The sequence below is a fragment of the Pseudomonas zanjanensis genome, from assembly GCF_014268745.2.
Taxonomy (GTDB): Bacteria; Pseudomonadota; Gammaproteobacteria; order Pseudomonadales; family Pseudomonadaceae; genus Aquipseudomonas; species Aquipseudomonas zanjanensis.
In genome coordinates this window covers 514,556-532,701 of sequence record NZ_JABWRB020000002.1, presented here as the reverse complement: position 1 = coordinate 532,701, position 18,146 = coordinate 514,556, and the positions used below count along the sequence as shown (strand labels likewise).

Genomic DNA, 18,146 nt, shown 5'->3' with positions numbered 1-18,146 from the left:
TTTTGAAGCTCAATCCTTTTGTACAGGCTGGTATTGGCCTGTCGTTTGCCCTGTTGTGGTCCAGCCCGACCCTGGCGGCCCTGACTGACACCAAGAACTTCGGCCTGGAAGTGAAGATCACCGGCCAGTCCGAAGACGACCGTGACCTCGGCACCCAGAGCGGTGGCGACGTCAACGGTGTCGGCCTGGACTTGCGTCCATGGGTCTACGGCGAAAGCGAAAGCGGCGCCTGGAGCGCCTACGCCATGGCCCAGGCCGTGACGTCCAGCGACATCATCGAGACCGACACCCTGCAGCAGTCCGATGGCAGCACCCAGCAAACCGACAGCGGCGATCGCGAAGCCAAGAAAAGCTACCTGGCCATGCGCGAGTTCTGGATCGGTTACCGTGGCCTGACCCCTTACCCGGGCGAGCAGTTGAAGTTCGGTCGCCAGCGCCTGCGCAACGACGACGGCCAATGGCGCGACACCAACATCGAAGCCCTGAACTGGACCTTCGACACCACCTTGCTGCGGGCAAACCTCGGCGTGGCCGAACGGTTCAGCGAATACCGCACCGACCTCAAGGAACTGTCCCCCAAGGACAAGGACCGCATGCACGTCTACGGCGACGTGGGCTACCAGTGGATGCCAGGCCAGTGGGCCGGGATCCGTGCCCACCACTCCCATGACAGCGGCAGCCTCGATTACCCGACCCCGGGCGAAGCCACCGACACCCTGGACAAGACCGAGAACGGTGACTTGACCTGGCTGGGCCTGGAAGCCAACAGCGACGCCTACAACTGGCGCAACACCAACACCGTCAACTACTGGGCGAGCCTCACCGGCATGACCGGCGACCGCGACACCGTCAACCCGCTCAATGCCGACGGCACGCGCCCAACAGAAGCCAAGCACAGCGATGACGTCGACGGCTGGGCCACCGACCTGGGTATCCGTCTGCGTCTGGACCCGCAATGGCAAGTCGGTGCGGCCTATGCCCGCGCCAGCGAGGACTACGAGCAGAACGGCCTGCAGAGCAACCGCTCGAACTTCACCGGCACCCGCTCGCGCGTGCACCGTTTCGGCGAAGCGTTCCGCGGCGAAATGGCCAACACCCAGAGCGCCAGCCTGTTCGGTTCCTGGCAACTGCGTGACGAATACGACGCAAGCCTTGTGTACCACAAGTTCTGGCGCGTGGACGGCAACAAGCCGGTGGGCAGCAACGGCATCAACGCCGTGGAAAACAACACCGACGACGTGACCGGCGCGATCCTGTCCACCTCGACCCTGCCGCTGCGTGATGGCGACAAGGACCTGGGCCAGGAAGTCGACCTCGTCGTCACCAAGTACTTCAAGCAAGGCCTGCTGCCGGCCGCGCTGAGTCAGTCCATTGATGAGCCGTCGGCGCTGGTGCGCTTTCGTGGCGGCGTGTTCAAGCCAGGCGACGCCTACGGCAAAGAGGTCGATTCGTACATGCATCGCGCCTTTGTCGACGTGATCTGGCGCTTCTGATGCGAATGGCCATGGGAGTGCCCGATATGAACCGCTACCTCAGGAACAGCCAGGCGATGAAAGGTTCGATCAGCCTGTTGGTCGCAGCGATGCTGCTGGCCGGCTCGCCGGCGTTCGCCAACGTTGAACCGGTGGTCAAGCCGGGCAACGTGGCCAAGGAACTGCAACAAGCCAAGACCTACACCGTCAGCAGCGCGCCGACCGCACCGCTGGAGCTGGCCGCGCCGACCCTGCCCGACCTCAAAGGCTATACGCCCGAAGCGGTCGCGGCCAAGATCGTGCGCAGCAAGCCCGGCAAGATCAGCGTGCGCCGGATGATGCAGGAAAACGCCTTGAAAGACTTCATCGGCGGCGACAACAAGATGGCCGAGTGGGTGGTGCGCCAGCGCGGCATCCCACAGGCCATCTTCATCGACGATGGCTACATGAACCTCAAGGACCTGGTCAAGAAGGTGCCCAAGCAGTACCTCAGCGAAACCTCGCCAGGCGTATTCCTGGCCAGGATTCCGATTGTGGTCGGCCAGAAAGGCATCCTTGAGATCGACAAGCAAACCCAGGAATTGCGCCTGTCCCAGGAGGGCGGCGCGTTCCTGATCAACGATGGCCGGATGTTCATCCGCGACACCAAGGTCACCGGCTGGCGCGAAAAGGAAAACGGCCCTGCCACGTTCCGCTCACCCAATGAATTCCGTCCGTTCCTGCTGTCCTGGGGCGGCACCGAGACCTACATCGTCAACAGCAAGATGGCCAGTTTCGGCTACGCCAACAGTAAGTCGTACGGGGTGAGTATTTCCCAGTACACGCCGAACATGGCCAAGGTCCTCAAGCGCCCAGAACCGACCGGCTGGATCATCGGTTCCGAGTTCTCGGACATGTGGTACGGCTTCTACTGCTACGAAACCAACGACTTCGTGGTCAAGAGCAATACCTACAAGGACAACATCGTCTACGGCATCGACCCCCACGACCGTTCCCATCGGCTGATCATTGCCGACAACACCGTCTACGGGACCAAGAAAAAGCACGGGATCATTATTTCCCGTGAGGTCAACGACAGTTTCATTTTCAACAACCGCAGCTATGACAACAAACTCTCGGGCCTGGTGATCGACCGTAACAGCGTGAACAACCTGATCGCCTACAACGAGATCTACAAGAACCACACCGACGGCATCACGCTGTACGAGAGTGGTGACAACCTGCTGTGGGGCAACAAAGTGATCAGCAACCGCCGCCACGGCATCCGGATTCGTAACAGCGTGAACATCCGCCTCTACGAAAACGTGTCCATGGCCAACGGCCTGACCGGTCTCTACGGCCACATCAAAGACCTGTCGGACACCGACCGGGACATCAAGCTCGACCCGTTCGATACCGAAGTGTCATTGATCGTGGTGGGTGGCGAACTCGCCGCCAATGGCAGCGGCCCATTGTCCATTGACTCGCCCTTGAGCGTTGAGCTGTACCGCGTGTCCATGCTCGCGCCGACCAAATCCAGCGGCATCAGCTTCACGGGGATCCTTGGCGAGCGCCAGGATGAAATTCTCGACCTGTTGGTGCGCCAGCAGAAAGCCGTGCTGATCGACCCTGTCGAACGCCAGACCGAAATGCGGGACTGAGGATGACCTTTATGAACCCACAGATGATCAAACTTTTGGGCCTGTCCGCCCTGACTGCCGGCATTCTCGCCGCTGCAAGTGGCGCGCGCGCCGATGAAGTCAAGGCACCGAGCTTCACCGCCGAACCGTGCTGCAACCTGTGCCCGGCGGCCCATGACGCGAAGAACTACACCACGCGCTACCAGCAGAACTTCACCACGCTGGTACAAGCCCAGGGCGATTGGCTGTTCCGGACCCAGGAAGACCTGCGCACCGAATTCAACACCACGCCGGCCGGCTACAAGCGCCTGCAGCAGTTGCACGATGCGTTCAAGGCCAAAGGCGTCGAGCTGGTGCTCGTCTACCAGCCGACCCGGGGCCTGGTGAACCGCAACAAGCTCAACCCGCAGGAAAAAGCCGCTTTCGACTATGAGAAAGCCCTGGCCAACTACAAATCCATGCTCGGCCGTTTCGCCCAGATGGGTTATGTGGTGCCGGACCTGTCGCCGCTGACCAACGAAAACCTGCCCGAAACCCTGCCGGCCCACGATTTCTATTTCCGTGGCGACCAGCACTGGACCCCATACGGCGCCCAGCGCACCGCCAAGGTCGTGGCCGAGAAGGTCAAGCAGATCCCGGCCTTCGCCGACATCCCCAAGCGTGAGTTCGAGACCAAGAAGTCCGGCCGCATGGGCAAGACCGGCACCCTGCACAACATGGCCGGGCAGCTGTGCGGCACCAGCTACGCGATCCAATACATGGACCAGTTCACCACCGAACCCAAGGGCGAGGCCGGTGACGGCGACCTGTTCGGCGATTCCGGCAACCCGCAGATCACCCTCGTGGGCACCAGTCACAGCGGCAAGAACTACAACTTTGCCGGTTTCCTGGAAGAAGCCATCGGCGCCGACATCCTCAACGTCGCCTTCCCTGGCGGTGGTTTCGAAGGCGCGATGATCCAGTACCTGGGCAGTGAAGAATTCCAGAAGAATCCACCGAAGATTCTCATCTGGGAATTCTCGCCGCTGTATCGCCTGGACCAGGAAACCATCTACCGCCAGATGATGGCGCTGCTGGACAACAACGGTTGCGAAGGCAAGCCGGCGCTCATGAGCAGCAAGGCCAAGCTCAAGCCGGGCAAGAACGAATTGATGGTCAACAGCCAGAACATGGATCTGCGTAACGGCAGCCACCAGGTCGACATCCGCTTCGCCGACACCTCGGTGAAAACCTTGCAAGCCACCCTCTGGTACATGAATGGGCGCCACGAGGACATCAAGATCGAAAAACCGAATACCTCCGACACCGACGGACGTTTCGCCTTCCAATTGCGTACCGACGAGGACTGGGCCTCCCAGAACCTCTTGGCTCTAGAGGTCCAGGGTCCTGAAGCCGGCAAGGAGCCACTGCAAGTGGAAGCGAAAGTCTGCAAACGCAACGCATCTCCGCAAGCCGGGCAACAAACGGCTCAAATCGGACAATGAGGTCTCGTCTCATGACCAGTACCACGCGCACCCGAACGTTGAAAACGCTGCTGGCGCCCTCCCTGCTGACCCTGGCGATGTTCGCCGGGGCCACGCAGGCGGCGGCCCCGCTGCGCCCGCCACAGGGTTACTTCGCACCGATCGAGAAGGTCAAGGCCGGCGAAGCGGCCAAAGGTTGCGACGCCACGCCGACGCCCTACACCGGTTCCCTGCAATTTCGCAGCAAGTACGAGGGCTCCGACAAGGCCCGCGCAACGCTGAACGTGCAATCGGAAAAAGCCTTCCGCGACAGCACCGCCGACATCACCAAGATCGAGCGTGGCGTCAGCAAGCAAGTGATGCAGTTCATGCGTGACGGCCGCCCCGAGCAACTGGAATGCACGCTGAACTGGCTGACCGCCTGGGCCCAGGCCGATGCGTTGATGTCCAAGGACTTCAACCACACCGGCAAGTCCATGCGCAAATGGGCGTTGGGCAGCATGGCTTCGGCCTATGTGCGCCTGAAGTTCTCCGAGTCCCGTCCGCTGGCCAATCACCCGGAGCAGGCGCAATTGATCGAAGGCTGGTTCAGTCGGATGGCCGACCAGGTGGTCAGCGATTGGGACAACCTGCCGCTGGACAAGATCAACAACCATTCCTACTGGGCTGCCTGGTCGGTGATGGCCACCTCCGTGGCAACCAACCGCCGCGACCTGTTCGATTGGGCCGTCAAGGAATACAAGGTCGGCGTCAATCAAGTCGACGCCGAAGGCTATTTGCCCAACGAACTCAAGCGCAAGCAACGGGCCCTGTCCTACCACAACTACGCCCTGCCGCCATTGGCGATGATCGCCAGTTTCGCCCAGGTCAACGGCGTCGACCTGCGCCAGGAAAACAACGGTGCGCTCAAGCGCCTGGGCGACCGGGTGCTGGCCGGGGTGAAAGACCCGGACATCTTCGAAGAGAAGAACGGCGAAGAGCAGGACATGAAGGACCTGAAGGTCGATTCGAAATTCGCCTGGCTCGAACCGTTCTGCAGCCTCTACACCTGCTCGGAGGACGTGCTGGAACGTAAGCACGAAATGCAACCGTTCAAGACCTTCCGCCTCGGCGGGGACTTGACCCGGGTGTATGACCCTTCGCGGGAGAAAGGCGAGAAAGGGAGCTGACACCGTACCCCTTGCCTGGCGGCAAACCCATTGTGGGAGCGGGCTTGCTCGCGAATCGGTCTGACATCCAACAATGATGTCGACTGATACACCGCCTTCGCGAGCAAGCCCGCTCCCACAGGGGCAGTGTCAGACATGAACTGTATACGCCCCCCGGTTTTCATGGGGGGGTTTGGGGGGCTCTGGCCCTTGACTGTTGATTCAACATGGAGAGATCGGGATGGTATTTTCATCCAACGTGTTCCTGTTCCTGTTCCTGCCGATCTTTCTCGGCTTGTACTACTTGAGCGGGCAACGCTATCGCAACCTGCTGCTGCTGATCGCCAGCTACGTGTTCTATGCCTGGTGGCGCGTGGACTTCCTCGCGCTGTTCGCCGGCGTGACCCTGTGGAACTACTGGATCGGCCTGAAAGTCGGCGCCGCCGGCGTGCGCACCAAACCGGCCCAGCGCTGGCTGTTGCTCGGCGTGGGCGTGGACTTGGCCATCCTGGGCTATTTCAAATACGCCAACTTCGGCGTGGACAGCCTCAATGCGATCATCACCGGCTTTGGTCTGAACCCGTTCATCCTGACCCACGTGCTGTTGCCGATCGGGATCTCGTTCTACATCTTCGAGTCCATCAGCTACATCATCGACGTCTATCGCGGTGACACACCGGCGACTCGCAACCTGATCGACTTCGCGGCATTCGTGGCGATCTTCCCGCACCTGATCGCCGGCCCCGTGTTGCGTTTCCGCGACCTGGCCGACCAGTTCAACAACCGCACCCACACGCTGGACAAGTTCTCCGAAGGCTGCACCCGCTTCATGCAGGGCTTCATCAAGAAAGTGTTCATCGCCGACACCCTGGCGGTGGTGGCCGACCATTGCTTCGCCTTGCAGAACCCGACCACGGGCGATGCCTGGCTCGGCGCCCTGGCCTACACCGCACAGCTGTACTTCGACTTCTCCGGCTACAGCGACATGGCCATCGGCCTGGGCCTGATGATGGGTTTCCGTTTCATGGAAAACTTCAAGCAGCCCTACATCAGCCAGTCGATCACCGAGTTCTGGCGCCGCTGGCACATCAGCCTGTCGACCTGGTTGCGCGACTACCTCTACATCACCCTGGGCGGTAACCGCAAAGGCACGCTGATGACCTATCGCAACCTGTTCCTGACCATGCTGCTCGGTGGTCTGTGGCACGGCGCGAACATCACCTACGTGATCTGGGGTGCCTGGCACGGCATGTGGCTGGCCATCGAAAAAGCGGTAGGCATCGACACCAACCCACGCAGCATCAACCCGATTCGTTGGGCGCTGACCTTCCTGCTGGTGGTGATGGGCTGGGTGATCTTCCGCGCCGAAAACCTGCACGTGGCCGGTCGCATGTACAGCGCGATGTTCAGCTTCGGCGACTGGTCGCTGTCGGAACTGACCCGCGCCAACCTCACCGGCCTGCAGATCGCCACGCTGGTGGTGGCCTACGCCACCCTCGCCTTCTTCGGCCTGCGGGACTTCTACACCAACCGTCCACCGGTCAAGACCAAGCCTGAGGTCAATACCGAAGCCAACGGCCCGGCCACCGCGCAACCGGGAATGATCAAGGCCGTGCCGGGTGACAACCCAGCGGCGATCCACGAGCCGGGCTACACCGTCGGCGTCGAGGCCCAAGTGCAACCGGCCTACTGGACCGTGGACTGGTCACGCTACGTGATGCGCGCCCTGGTGCTGCTGCTGTTCATTGCCTCGATTCTCAAACTCTCGGCGCAAAGCTTCTCGCCGTTCCTTTACTTCCAGTTCTGAGGGATCTGAACATGACCCGCTCATTACGCATCTTTTACATCGCACTGTTCATGCTGATTTTGACAGCGCTGGGCCTGTGGTCGATGCGCAGCTTCTTCGGCTTCAGCACCAACCCCGACGCGACCGTGCTCAACGGGCGCTGGGCCAAGGCCGTGGAAACGCACTACGACGAAGAGTTTCCGATCAAGCGCCTGGGCACCAACATCTGGGCCGCGCTGGACTACAAGCTGTTCAACGAGGGCCGCAAAGGCGTGGTCCTGGGCCGCGACCAGTGGCTGTACAGCGACGAAGAGTTCAACCCGATCGTCAACGAAGACCAGAACCTGCAAGGCAACTACGCGCTGATCGAAGGCGTGCGCCAGAAGCTCAAGGAGCAAGGCATCACCCTGGTCATGGCGATCGTGCCGGCCAAGGCGCGGCTGTACCCCGAGCACCTGGGTGAAGTGAAGCCTTCGAGCATTCACGCCAACCTGTACCAGGACTTCCATGCCCGCGTGGCAGCGGACAAGATCGTCGCCCCTGACCTGCTCGCCCCGCTGCAGCAGGCCAAGCAAAGCGGCCAGCAAGTGTTCCTGCGCACCGACACCCACTGGACACCGGAAGGCGCGCAAATTGCCGCGGAACATCTGGCCAAAGCCATTGCCGAACGCACACCACTCAATGGCGAACCACAGCGTTTCGTCACTGAGCCGGCAGAAAAAGTCATTCATAAAGGCGACCTGCGTCAGTTCCTGCCGCTGGACCCGCTGTTCGAAAACCTGATGCCGGCCCAGGAGCCGCTCGTCAAGCGCAACACCCGCGAAGCCGACGACCAGCCGGCCAGCGATGACGCACTGTTCGCCGATGCCCAGGTGCCCGTGGCCCTGATCGGCACCAGCTACAGCGCCAACCCCAACTGGAATTTCGTCGGTGCGCTCAAGCAAGCCCTGCACAGCGACGTCGTCAACTACGCCGAAGACGGCCATGGGCCGATTCTGCCGATGCTCAGCTACCTCAAGAGCGATGCCTTCAAGAACAGCCCGCCACAGGTGCTGATCTGGGAGTTCCCTGAACGTTATCTGCCCGTGAACAACGAGATCGGCGACGCCGATCCGCAGTGGGTCGCCGAGCTCAAGCAGGCCGGCGCCCGCCAACAGAACGTAGCTGCTAACACACAATCCGAGACGCCCGACCGGGCGCAAAACTGAAAGAGAGGTCCACCATGACTTTCAACACTACTCCTCGCCGTCTCGCTGCTCGCTCCTTCAAGGCTGTTGCCCTGGTCGCCAGCATGAGCGCCCTTTCCTTCTCGGCCTTCGCCGGTGACTCGGCCCTCTACGGTCCGGTCGCGCCAAAAGGCTCGAGCTTCGTGCGGGTGTACAACGCCAGCAACGCCGAAGTCAGCGCCACCGTCGGCAGCACCAACATCAGCGACGTAGCTCCCCTGGCCAGCAGCGACTTCAGCTTCATGCCCGGTGGCGACTACAGCGCCAAGGTCGGCAGCCAGTCCGTGCCGGTGAAACTGGCCTCCGATCACTATTACACCCTGGTCAACAACGCCACCGGCCAGCCGCAACTGATCGAAGAGCCACCGTTCAAGAACAAACAGAAGTCCCTGGTCCGCGTACAGAACCTCAGCGACAAGGCACTGACCCTCAAGACCGCCGACGGCAAGACCGAAGTGGTGCCGAACGTGGCCGCCAAGGGCCGTGGCGAACGTGAAATCAACCCAGTGAAAGTGTCCCTGGCCCTGTTCGAAGGCGACAAGAAAGTCGGCGACGTCAAGCCCGTGGCCCTGGAGCGCGGCGAAGCGGCCGTGCTGTACGTCACCGGTTCAGGCAGCAGCCTGTCGCCAGTGTGGGTGAAACGCCCAGTGTCGACCCGCTGATGAATTCACCTGATTGACGCTGTACCCCTGTGGGAGCGGGCTTGCTCGCGAATACGGTCTCACATTCAACATTGATGTTGGCTGAACCACCGCTTTCGCGAGCAAGCCCGCTCCCACCCTGAGTCGGGGTGTCAATCGGGTACGGAACAAAAACAAGAGAGTGAAACGACAGAACGCAGTAGCTCTAACAACCATTTCGCTTCAAGGAGTAACAAACATGATTCCGGTGATCTTGTCAGGTGGTAGTGGCTCACGTCTTTGGCCGCTTTCGCGCAAGCAATTCCCTAAACAGTTCCTGGCCTTGACCGGTGAACACACCCTGTTCCAGCAGACCCTCGAGCGCCTGGTGTTCGAAGGCATGGACACGCCGATCGTGGTCTGCAACAAAGACCACCGTTTCATCGTCAACGAGCAACTGAGCGCCCGTAAGCTCGAAACCCAGCGCATCCTGATGGAACCGTTCGGCCGCAACACCGCACCGGCCGTGGCGCTGACCGCGATGATGCTGGTCAACGAAGGCCGCGACGAGCTGATGCTGGTGCTGCCGGCCGACCACGTGATCGACGACCAGAAAGCCCTGCAACGCGCCCTGGCCCTGGCCACCGTGGCCGCCGAGCGTGGCGAAATGGTGCTGTTCGGCGTACCGGCCACCAAACCGGAAACCGGCTACGGCTACATCAAGTCGACCAACGATGCGCTGCTGCCCGAGGGCGTGAGCCGCGTCTCGCACTTCGTCGAAAAACCCGACGTCAAGCGTGCCACCGAGTTCGTCGAGGCCGGCGGTTATTTCTGGAACAGCGGCATGTTCCTGTTCCGCGCCAGCCGCTTCCTCGAAGAGCTGAAAAAGCACGATCCGGACATCTACGACACCTGCCTGCTGACCCTGGAGCGCAGTGAGCAGACCGCCGACACCATCACCTTCGACGAAGCCACCTTCGCCTGCTGCCCGGACAACTCCATCGACTACGCCGTGATGGAAAAGACCCAGCGTGCCTGCGTCGTACCGCTGTCGGCTGGCTGGAGCGATGTCGGCTGCTGGGCGTCGCTGTGGGAAGTCAACGAGAAAGACGCCAATGGCAACGTCACCAAGGGCGACGTCGTCGTCCAGGACAGCCGCAACTGCATGATCCACGGCAACGGCAAGCTGGTGTCGGTGATCGGCCTGGAAAACATCGTGGTGGTCGAAACCAAGGACGCCATGATGATCGCCCACAAGGACAAGGTCCAAGGCGTGAAACAGATGGTCAACACCCTAAACGCACAGGGCCGTACCGAGACTCAGAACCACTGCGAAGTCTATCGTCCGTGGGGTTCCTATGACTCGGTGGACATGGGCGGGCGCTTCCAGGTCAAGCACATCTCGGTCAAGCCGGGTGCGTGCCTGTCGCTGCAGATGCACCACCACCGCGCCGAACACTGGATCGTGGTCAGTGGCACCGCCGAGGTGACCTGCGACGAGAACGTGTTCCTGCTCTGCGAAAACCAGTCGACCTACATCCCGATCGCGTCGGTGCACCGCCTGCGCAACCCGGGCAAGATCCCGCTGGAAATCATCGAAGTGCAGTCCGGCAGCTACCTGGGCGAAGACGACATCGAGCGTTTCGAGGATATCTACGGTCGCTCCACCCCGATCGAACGTGGCGTGTCGGTGAAGACCATCGCACAGTAACCCGCAGCAACGATCAGCCGTACAAGAAGCCCCCATCCAGCCCACTGCGTCCCCTATCCGCAGTGGGTTGGGTGGGGGCTTTTTTTTGCAAGTAAGTCATGGCCGGGCATCATTGCTTCAACATTGCCCGCGCCCTTCGGTAGGATGTGCCTACGGTAACGGAGGCTTCCACCATGCTTATCGGCGTCTTGCTGGTCATCACCTGGCTCATCCTGCTGCTGCGCTACCCGGCCAAGGCCTTGCCGGTCTCCCTCGCGGCGTTCATCGGGCTGGGACTGGTCGCCGTGTGGGTGCTCTGGCAGGAAAGTCGCGAGACCCGGCAACTGGAGCGCCTGGAATTGCGCATCAGCTATGCCCCCGGACAGTGCCCCGCCGACCGGCCGCTGTCTCTGACCCTGAAGAACAACAACGACGTGCCGCTGCTCGAACTGCGCTGGCGGGTCGCGGCCTATGCACCTGGCGACTCCATCAACCTGGCCGACAGCCCCTACGACGCACCACGCTACCGTGGCCCTGGCGAATTGCAGGCCGGCGCCGACTGGCAGGATTGCCTGCCCCTGCCGCCCCTGCGTCCGGGTTATCGCCCGCAAACCCTGGAGTTTCGCGCCGAGCGCTTGCACGGCAGCTTCTCCAACTGATTGCCTCCCCCACTTTTTTGCACAAGGAACGCGCCATGCCTGTTGCGTTGATCACCGGATGTTCCAGCGGCATTGGCCGCGCCCTCGCCGACGCCTTCAAGGCCGCGGGTTATCAGGTCTGGGCCACGGCGCGCAAGGCTGAGGACGTGGCGACGCTCGCCACGGCCGGGTTCACCGCCGTGCAACTGGACGTCAACGATGGCCAGGCGCTGGAGCTGTTGAGCGAACGGATCAACCAGCAGCAGGGTGGCCTGGATGTGCTGATTAACAACGCCGGGTATGGCGCCATGGGGCCGCTGCTGGATGGCGGCGTGCCGGCCATGCAACGTCAGTTCGAAACCAACGTGTTCGCCATCGTCGGGGTCACCCGGGCGCTGTTCCCGGTATTGCGTCGGGCCCGGGGGCTGGTGGTGAACATCGGCAGCGTGTCCGGGGTGCTGGTCACGCCGTTTGCCGGCGCCTACTGCGCCTCGAAGGCGGCGGTGCATGCCCTGAGCGATGCCTTGCGCATGGAACTGGCGCCGTTCGGCATCCGCGTGATGGAAGTCCAGCCTGGCGCGATCGCCTCCAGCTTCGCCAAGAATGCCGGCCACGAAGCCGAACAATTGATCAGCGAACAATCGCCCTGGTGGCCCCTGCGCGAGGGCATCCGCGCCCGGGCCAAGGCCTCCCAGGACAACCCGACCCCAGCCCACGAATTCGCCGCCGCGCTGCTCAAGGCCGTACAACAACCCAAGCCGCCCCGCCTGCTGCGACTGGGCAATGGCAGCCGGGCATTGCCCATGATGGCCGGTTTGTTGCCAAAAGGGCTGCTGGAGAAGGGGTTGATGAAGCGGTTTGGGTTGGGCAAATCGCTGTAATCATCGCAAACCTGGCTTTTTGGCTGTTGTGGCGAGGGAGCTTGCTCCCGCTCGGCTGCGCAGCAGTCGTAACCCGGCTTGCACGGTTAATCCGTCGCACCGCAATGCCTGTTTTGGGGTGGCTTCGCCACCCAGCGGGAGCAAGCTCCCTCGCCACGGGTGAACGAGAGTTCCGGGTGCAACCGGAAAAAGTGCGGGCTTGCCCGCGAAGGCGCCGGCACAGTCAACATCAGTTCAAGCTGGACCACCGCTATCGCGAGCAAGCTGAACTCCCACAGGGACCTGGGGTGAACACAACATTCAGGCCCAGCAAAGATCGAATGTGGGAGCGAGCCTGCTCGCGATAGCGCCGGCATAGCCAACATCAGTGCAAGCTGAACCACCGCTATCGCGAGCAAGCTGAACTCCCACAGGTTTTTTTGGTGTGCAACAAACTCAACATCATCCACAAGCAAGCCACTGGCCTCAACGCTTGTCGCGGGGTTCTAGCACCACCGTGCAAGTCATCCCCGCCGCCAGCAGCACCCCGTCGGGCACTTCGTCGAGATGAATACGCACCGGCACCCGCTGGGCCAGGCGTACCCAGTTGAAGGTCGGGTTGACATCGGCAATCAGCTCGCGGCTTTCGGGGTTGTCGCGGTCGTAGATACCACGGGAGATGCTTTCCACATGCCCCTTGAGCACCTCACCGCTCATCAACTGTAACTGCGCCGAATCGCCGACCCGCACCTTGGGCAACTTGGTCTCTTCGAAGAAGCCATAGACCCAGAAAGAATGCATGTCCACCACGGCCATCTTCGCCTCGCCGATGCGCGCATAGTCGCCACGGTGGACGTTGAGGTTGGTGACGTAGCCGTCCACCGCTGCGCGAACCTCGGTACGGGACAGGTTCAATTCAGCGGCTTCTAATTGCGCCTGGGCCTGCTGGTAATCGGCCAGGGCCGAGTCGGCGATGTTGCTGGCGTCGTCGCGGTTTTCCCGGGAGATCACCAGGCTGTCCAGGTCGGCACGCCGATGGGCGTTGACCTTGCGCATTTCCCAGGTGGCCTTGCGCGACGCCACCAGGGAGCGCGCCTGCTTCACCGCGATGCGGTAATGCTCGGGGTCGATGCGCATCAGCAGATCACCCCTTTTCACCCACTGGTTGTCGCCCACCGGCACCTCGACCACCTCGCCGCTGACATCGGCGGCCACGTTGATGATGTCGGCTCGCACCCGGCCATCGCGGGTCCAGGGCGTATTCATGTAATGGACCCACAGCGTACGGCCGATCCACAACGCCAAGGCCAATACCAACAGCGTCGCCAGCAGGCTGAAGAACTTTTTCATCGCATCGATCTCAACGGTAGACCGTCAGCGCCAGCGCGCCGAACAGACAAGTGAACAGACTCAGGCGCAACAACGCCGGGTGCCAGAAGAAGCGGTACAAATCCAGCCCCGACAGGAAACGGTCCAAGGCCCAGGCCAGGCCGGCGGCGATGAAAAACATCAGGGTCATGGTGGGCATGTACACGCCATGAAAGGCGATCTCACGGGGCATGTTCAGGTTCCTGGGGAAGCACTGCGGTTTGCGGCATGGCATAGCCGGCCAATGGCGATTGCGGGTCCAGCAACGAGGTGCGGATGAAATGCAGGTAGCTTTTCACCCGGCGCAGGGCCGAGGTGTCGAAATGCGGGGCGAAGGGTTCGTCGGTGGCCTGCACACGGCCAATGGCGTGGTCCACCGCCACCAGGGCACGCTCCAGATTGCTCGGGTTCGGTTGGCGGAACAGCCGCACCAGCGCCCGCCCCATCACCCGGATCGCCTGGCGCCACGGTTGGCTTTCGGCATACGCCGGATGCACCGGTAAAATCGCCTGTTCCTTGCGCAGCTCGATGATCGCGTGGCCGACTTCCAGCACCACGAACATCCAGCGCAGCAAGTCCCGTTGCACCCCAGGTTGCCCCGCCGCCAGCCCGTAGGCCTGATGCAGCAAGTCGCGGCTACGACTCTCGAAACCCGAGGCCAGGCCCTTGAGCTTGCCACTGATGGCAAACACCACCTGCTCGCGCAGGTCCTGTTCCAGCCGGCGCCACAACCAGCGGCTGTTGGGCGGCAGAATAATCGCCCCGGCCGCGGCGCACACCAGCATGCCGAGGATCATCGCGATGTAATCGTTGATGAAGGCGTAGGGGTTGTAGACCGTCAGGTTGTCCGGCACCGAGCCGGTGCAGAAAAAGATCAGTAGCCCGAGCCCGACCCCGGCGTATTGGGGACGCGAACTGAGGAACGAGCCCAGCATGATCACCGGTGCCAGCATCACGCAGAGCAATGGGAAACCATCGATCAACGGGAAGACGAAGAACATTTCGACGAAGCCGATCAACGCCCCGGCCAACGTGCCGCAGGCCATCTGGAAGGCCATGCGCTTGGGGTTCGGCGTCGCGGCCGACAAGCCCACGGTCGCGGCGGCGATCATCGTCATGGTTGCGCCGCTCGGCCAGGCGGTGGCGACCCAGTAGCTGCCCAGCAACAACAGGATGAAAGCAGCGCGAACCCCCGACGCCGTGGCGGCCAGCCAGTTGGTCTGCGGCACGAACGGCTCGTCCCAGCGTTCACGGTCATGGCGATGCTCGGCCAGGGACGCGTGGGTCTGAGCGTAGCCATGCAGGTCGTCGACGAAGCGATACAGCAGTTCATAGGCGGTGTGGAAATCCAGCAGTTGCCCGTCGCTCGGCGCGGTGTCCTGGAAAACCGCCCGCAGCCGCCGCACCTGGGCCGGCAAATCGGCCTTGTACTCGGCCAGCGCCGCCGACAGACGGGCCGCATCGGCGTCGGTCAGGGCCCGGCTACTGAAACCGTCCAACCGTTCGGCCAGGGTTTGCAAACCAGGCTTGATGGCATTGACGACATGACCCGCCGCGCTGCTGCGCAAGCGCTCAAGCAACTGGTGCAAGGCGTTGAAGCGAGTGGTGATACCCATGAACTCGCTGTTCAAGCGACTGAGCCGACCGTTGCGCCGGCGCATGTGCGGGTCTTCGAACACAGTCACACTGCGCAGGCTTTCCAGGCCCACGGCCTCGGCAATGAAGCTCACGTTGCGCGCCTCGAACGCCTCTCGCTGGCTGCGTCCACGCAGGCCGTCGGTGACAAACAGGGCAAACACCCCGAAGCGCTGGTACAAGGCATTGCGCATGGCGGCACTGGCGGTTTGCGGCAGGATCGCGGCACTGACCAGGGTGGCGCAAAGAATCCCCAGGGAAATTTCCAGCACCCGCCAGACCGCCGCCATGAATGCACCTTCTGGATGGGCCAGGGCCGGCAGGCCGATCATCGCCGCGGTATAACCGGCCAGCACGAAACCATAGGCGCGGAAGTTGCGGTAACGCGCCGCTCCCGCCGAACAAAGGCCGACCCAGATCGCCAGGCAAACGAGGAATGGCTCAGTGTTCTGGGCAAACAAGGCGATCAGCGCCACCATCACCGCCGAGCCGGCCAGGGTGCCGAGGAAACGATAGAAACTCTTGGCGAACACCTGCCCGCTCTGGGGTTGCATGACGATGAACACGGTGATCATGGCCGTGCGTGGTTGTGGCAATTCCAGGCGCATCGCCAGCCACAAGGTCAGGAACGCGGCCAACAGGACCTTGAAGATATAAACCCAGGTCACCCCGTCGCTGCGGGCCCAGTCGAAGAAACCACGGCGCCATTCGAGGCGGTACAGCCAGCGGGCAGGGGCGAATAAAGACATCACAATAGGACGACTCAGCATTGTGGCGAGGGAGCTTGCTCCCGCTTGGGTGCGCAGCACCCACTTTGCGGCGCGATTGGAGGGGCTGCTGCGCAGCCCAGCGGGAGCAAGCTCCCTCGCCACAGGGTATGGCCCAAGTCAGGACTGTCGTTGCCGGCCTCAAGCCCGCCACCCAGCGCCGTCACCAAATCGGCATGGGCACTCAACCGGGCCGCCTGCACCTGCTGTTGCACCTGTTGCTGTTTGAACAACAGGCGTTGAGCGTTGAGCACGTTGAGGTAGTCGGTGAGCCCGCGCTGGAACGCCACCCTTGCGATGTCGTAGGTGCGCTGGGCCGCAGCCACCGATTCAGCCGCGAAGACCTGTTGCTTGTCCAGGGACTGGCGGCGGATCAACTGATCGGAAATGCCCTTGAGGGCGTTCACCAGTGTCTGGTTGTAGTGCGCCACGGCGATGTCATAACCGGCGGCCGCCTCGCCCAACTGCGAACGCAGGCGCCCGCCGTCGAAGATCGGCAAGGTGATCGCCGGCCCGACGTTGTAGGTGAGTTTCTTGCCGGTCAGGAACTCCAGCGCCCCACCACCGGTGGCCATGTAGCCGAGGCTCCCCACCAGATCGACGTTGGGATAAAAACCGGCCCGGGCCACATCGATGCCTCGGGCCTGGGCCGCCACTTGCCAACGCCCGGCCACCACATCCGGCCGCTGGCCAAGCAGTTCGGCGGGCAAGGCCGACGGCAGCTTCAAGGGCGCACCAAGGGACAGGGTCGGGCGTTGCAACGGCGCGCCTGCGCCCGGCCCTTTGCCTGCCAGCGCCGCCAACTGATTGCGGCTCAAGGCGATGGCTTCGTCGAGGGCGTCGAGTTGGCGATGGGTCTCGGGCAGGGGCGCCTGGGCCTGGCTGACTTCAAACTGGGTACCGATGCCGCCGTCCAGACGCTTTTGCGCCAGAGCGAGAATCTGCTGTTGTTGATGAAGCGTCGCGGCGACGATATCGCGCTGGGCATAGTGCAGTGAAAACTGGATGTAGGCGCGCACGATGTTGTTCTGCAACTCCAGTTGCGCCTGTCGTGCTTCAGCGACGCTTACGTGGGCCAGATCAACCGCCCGTTCACTGGCATTACGCTCACGGCCCCACAGGTCCAGGGCGTAGCTCAAGCCCAGGGAAGCCTTGTTGTCCCAGGTCGTGGTGTCGGCCAACTCGCCCGGGCCGTAGAACTGATCGGTAGGCCAGTCATGGCGCTTGAGGGTCGCCTGGCCATTGATCTGCAGCGACTCGGCGGCCTCGGCAACACCGGCCATGGCCTTGGCCTGGCGCACGCGGGCGGCGGCCATGGCCAGGCTCGGGCTGCCCTGCACCGCCAGGTCGATCCAGCGATCCAATTGCCGATCACCGTAGGCTTGCCACCATTGGCCGGCGGGCCAGCGGGCATCGCGGGCGGCCTCGCGGATGGCGGCATCGGTTGCCAGTTGGTTGGCCCGCACTACCTGGCCGTGTGGCGCAATGCCGCCTGTGCCGATGCAACCGCTGATGGTTAATGTCAGAACCCAAACACTGAGAGTCTTCAGCTCTCTGCTGATGCAACGCGGCACTGGCGCAAAATTCCTGAGAGGGGCACAACGATGGGATGAGAGTGCTTGCCTGTGGACACAAGACCTGTGGGAGCAAGCTTTTGTGGGAGCCGAGCTTGCTCGCGATGGGGACGACACGGTTTAACCACAGGACCGCGTCATCGTTCATCGCGAGCAAGCTCGGCTCCCACAAAGTTCGCTTCCACAGGAGTCAGTGACCCAGGATTGGCGGCAATTCTAGGCATCGCCCTCCCCGGCGATAAGCCGACCTTTCTGCGAATCTTTGTTACCGTTAACGCGA

The 18,146-nt window shown here is 62.2% G+C and carries 14 protein-coding genes; 10 read left to right on the top strand and 4 right to left on the bottom strand.

The annotated features are described in order from the left end of the window. Window positions 1–2 precede the first annotated feature (2 nt). The 10 genes from HU715_RS18145 (at window position 3) to HU715_RS18100 (ending at window position 12,543) form a co-directional block, all read left to right on the top strand. Window positions 3–1,493, top strand: a complete 1,491-nt coding sequence (locus HU715_RS18145) for an alginate export family protein (protein ID WP_186705201.1) — start codon at window positions 3–5, stop codon at window positions 1,491–1,493. Between the two features lie 26 nt (window positions 1,494–1,519). Beyond that, entirely contained in the window at window positions 1,520–3,112 is a 1,593-nt protein-coding gene (gene algG / locus HU715_RS18140; RefSeq protein ID WP_186705145.1) for a mannuronan 5-epimerase AlgG, read from the top strand. A gap of 11 nt (window positions 3,113–3,123) precedes the next feature. Continuing rightward, the gene (locus HU715_RS18135) at window positions 3,124–4,575 is read left to right on the top strand and encodes an alginate O-acetyltransferase (RefSeq protein WP_186705144.1); all 1,452 of its coding nucleotides are present in this window, start codon (window positions 3,124–3,126) and stop codon (window positions 4,573–4,575) included. A gap of 11 nt (window positions 4,576–4,586) precedes the next feature. After that, complete coding sequence (locus tag HU715_RS18130) at window positions 4,587–5,723, top strand: mannuronate-specific alginate lyase (protein WP_186705143.1); 1,137 nt, start codon at window positions 4,587–4,589, stop codon at window positions 5,721–5,723. A gap of 220 nt (window positions 5,724–5,943) precedes the next feature. After that, window positions 5,944–7,509 carry an MBOAT family O-acyltransferase gene (locus tag HU715_RS18125; protein ID WP_186705142.1) on the top strand — a complete coding sequence of 522 codons (1,566 nt, stop codon included), beginning with the start codon at window positions 5,944–5,946 and terminating at the stop codon, window positions 7,507–7,509. An 11-nt stretch (window positions 7,510–7,520) separates the two neighbouring features. Next, the gene (locus HU715_RS18120) at window positions 7,521–8,696 is read left to right on the top strand and encodes an alginate O-acetyltransferase (protein ID WP_186705141.1); all 1,176 of its coding nucleotides are present in this window, start codon (window positions 7,521–7,523) and stop codon (window positions 8,694–8,696) included. Window positions 8,697–8,710: 14 nt separating this feature from the next. Continuing rightward, a complete protein-coding gene (locus HU715_RS18115) occupies window positions 8,711–9,376 on the top strand; it encodes an alginate O-acetyltransferase AlgF (protein ID WP_186705140.1) in 666 nt (221 codons plus the stop codon). A 217-nt stretch (window positions 9,377–9,593) separates the two neighbouring features. After that, window positions 9,594–11,045 carry a mannose-1-phosphate guanylyltransferase/mannose-6-phosphate isomerase gene (locus tag HU715_RS18110; protein WP_186705139.1) on the top strand — a complete coding sequence of 484 codons (1,452 nt, stop codon included), beginning with the start codon at window positions 9,594–9,596 and terminating at the stop codon, window positions 11,043–11,045. Between the two features lie 173 nt (window positions 11,046–11,218). Further along, entirely contained in the window at window positions 11,219–11,683 is a 465-nt protein-coding gene (locus HU715_RS18105; protein ID WP_186705138.1) for a multidrug transporter, read from the top strand. A gap of 35 nt (window positions 11,684–11,718) precedes the next feature. Next, the gene (locus HU715_RS18100) at window positions 11,719–12,543 is read left to right on the top strand and encodes an SDR family oxidoreductase (RefSeq protein WP_186705137.1); all 825 of its coding nucleotides are present in this window, start codon (window positions 11,719–11,721) and stop codon (window positions 12,541–12,543) included. A 465-nt stretch (window positions 12,544–13,008) separates the two neighbouring features. Here the strand turns inward: HU715_RS18100 and HU715_RS18095 are convergent, their stop codons facing one another. The 4 genes from HU715_RS18095 to HU715_RS18080 are packed head-to-tail and all read right to left on the bottom strand — an operon-like array spanning window position 13,009 to window position 17,866. Further along, entirely contained in the window at window positions 13,009–13,872 is an 864-nt protein-coding gene (locus tag HU715_RS18095) for an efflux RND transporter periplasmic adaptor subunit (RefSeq protein ID WP_186705136.1), read from the bottom strand. Window positions 13,873–13,882: 10 nt separating this feature from the next. Then, window positions 13,883–14,083: a DUF1656 domain-containing protein gene (locus HU715_RS18090; RefSeq protein ID WP_003205331.1), complete on the bottom strand. Its 201-nt coding sequence runs from the start codon at window positions 14,081–14,083 to the stop codon at window positions 13,883–13,885. Then, entirely contained in the window at window positions 14,073–16,277 is a 2,205-nt protein-coding gene (locus HU715_RS18085; RefSeq protein WP_186705200.1) for an FUSC family protein, read from the bottom strand. The genes HU715_RS18090 and HU715_RS18085 overlap by 11 nt, the downstream gene beginning before the upstream one ends. Window positions 16,278–16,288: 11 nt before the next feature. Then, window positions 16,289–17,866, bottom strand: coding sequence for an efflux transporter outer membrane subunit (locus HU715_RS18080; protein ID WP_346343473.1), 1,578 nt, complete (start codon window positions 17,864–17,866; stop codon window positions 16,289–16,291). Between the last annotated feature and the right edge of the window lie 280 nt (window positions 17,867–18,146).

What these genes read in the sequence shown, in the direction of transcription:
- HU715_RS18110 (WP_186705139.1), top strand. Translation starts at nt 9,594, where the DNA reads ATGATTCCGGTGATCTTGTCAGGTGGTAGTGGCTCACGTCTTTGGCCG.
- HU715_RS18115 (WP_186705140.1), top strand. Translation starts at nt 8,711, where the DNA reads ATGACTTTCAACACTACTCCTCGCCGTCTCGCTGCTCGCTCCTTCAAG.
- HU715_RS18105 (WP_186705138.1), top strand. Translation starts at nt 11,219, where the DNA reads ATGCTTATCGGCGTCTTGCTGGTCATCACCTGGCTCATCCTGCTGCTG.
- HU715_RS18125 (WP_186705142.1), top strand. Translation starts at nt 5,944, where the DNA reads ATGGTATTTTCATCCAACGTGTTCCTGTTCCTGTTCCTGCCGATCTTT.
- HU715_RS18120 (WP_186705141.1), top strand. Translation starts at nt 7,521, where the DNA reads ATGACCCGCTCATTACGCATCTTTTACATCGCACTGTTCATGCTGATT.
- HU715_RS18095 (WP_186705136.1), bottom strand. Translation starts at nt 13,872, where the DNA reads ATGAAAAAGTTCTTCAGCCTGCTGGCGACGCTGTTGGTATTGGCCTTG.
- HU715_RS18130 (WP_186705143.1), top strand. Translation starts at nt 4,587, where the DNA reads ATGACCAGTACCACGCGCACCCGAACGTTGAAAACGCTGCTGGCGCCC.
- HU715_RS18100 (WP_186705137.1), top strand. Translation starts at nt 11,719, where the DNA reads ATGCCTGTTGCGTTGATCACCGGATGTTCCAGCGGCATTGGCCGCGCC.
- algG (WP_186705145.1), top strand. Translation starts at nt 1,520, where the DNA reads ATGAACCGCTACCTCAGGAACAGCCAGGCGATGAAAGGTTCGATCAGC.
- HU715_RS18090 (WP_003205331.1), bottom strand. Translation starts at nt 14,083, where the DNA reads ATGCCCCGTGAGATCGCCTTTCATGGCGTGTACATGCCCACCATGACC.
- HU715_RS18135 (WP_186705144.1), top strand. Translation starts at nt 3,124, where the DNA reads ATGAACCCACAGATGATCAAACTTTTGGGCCTGTCCGCCCTGACTGCC.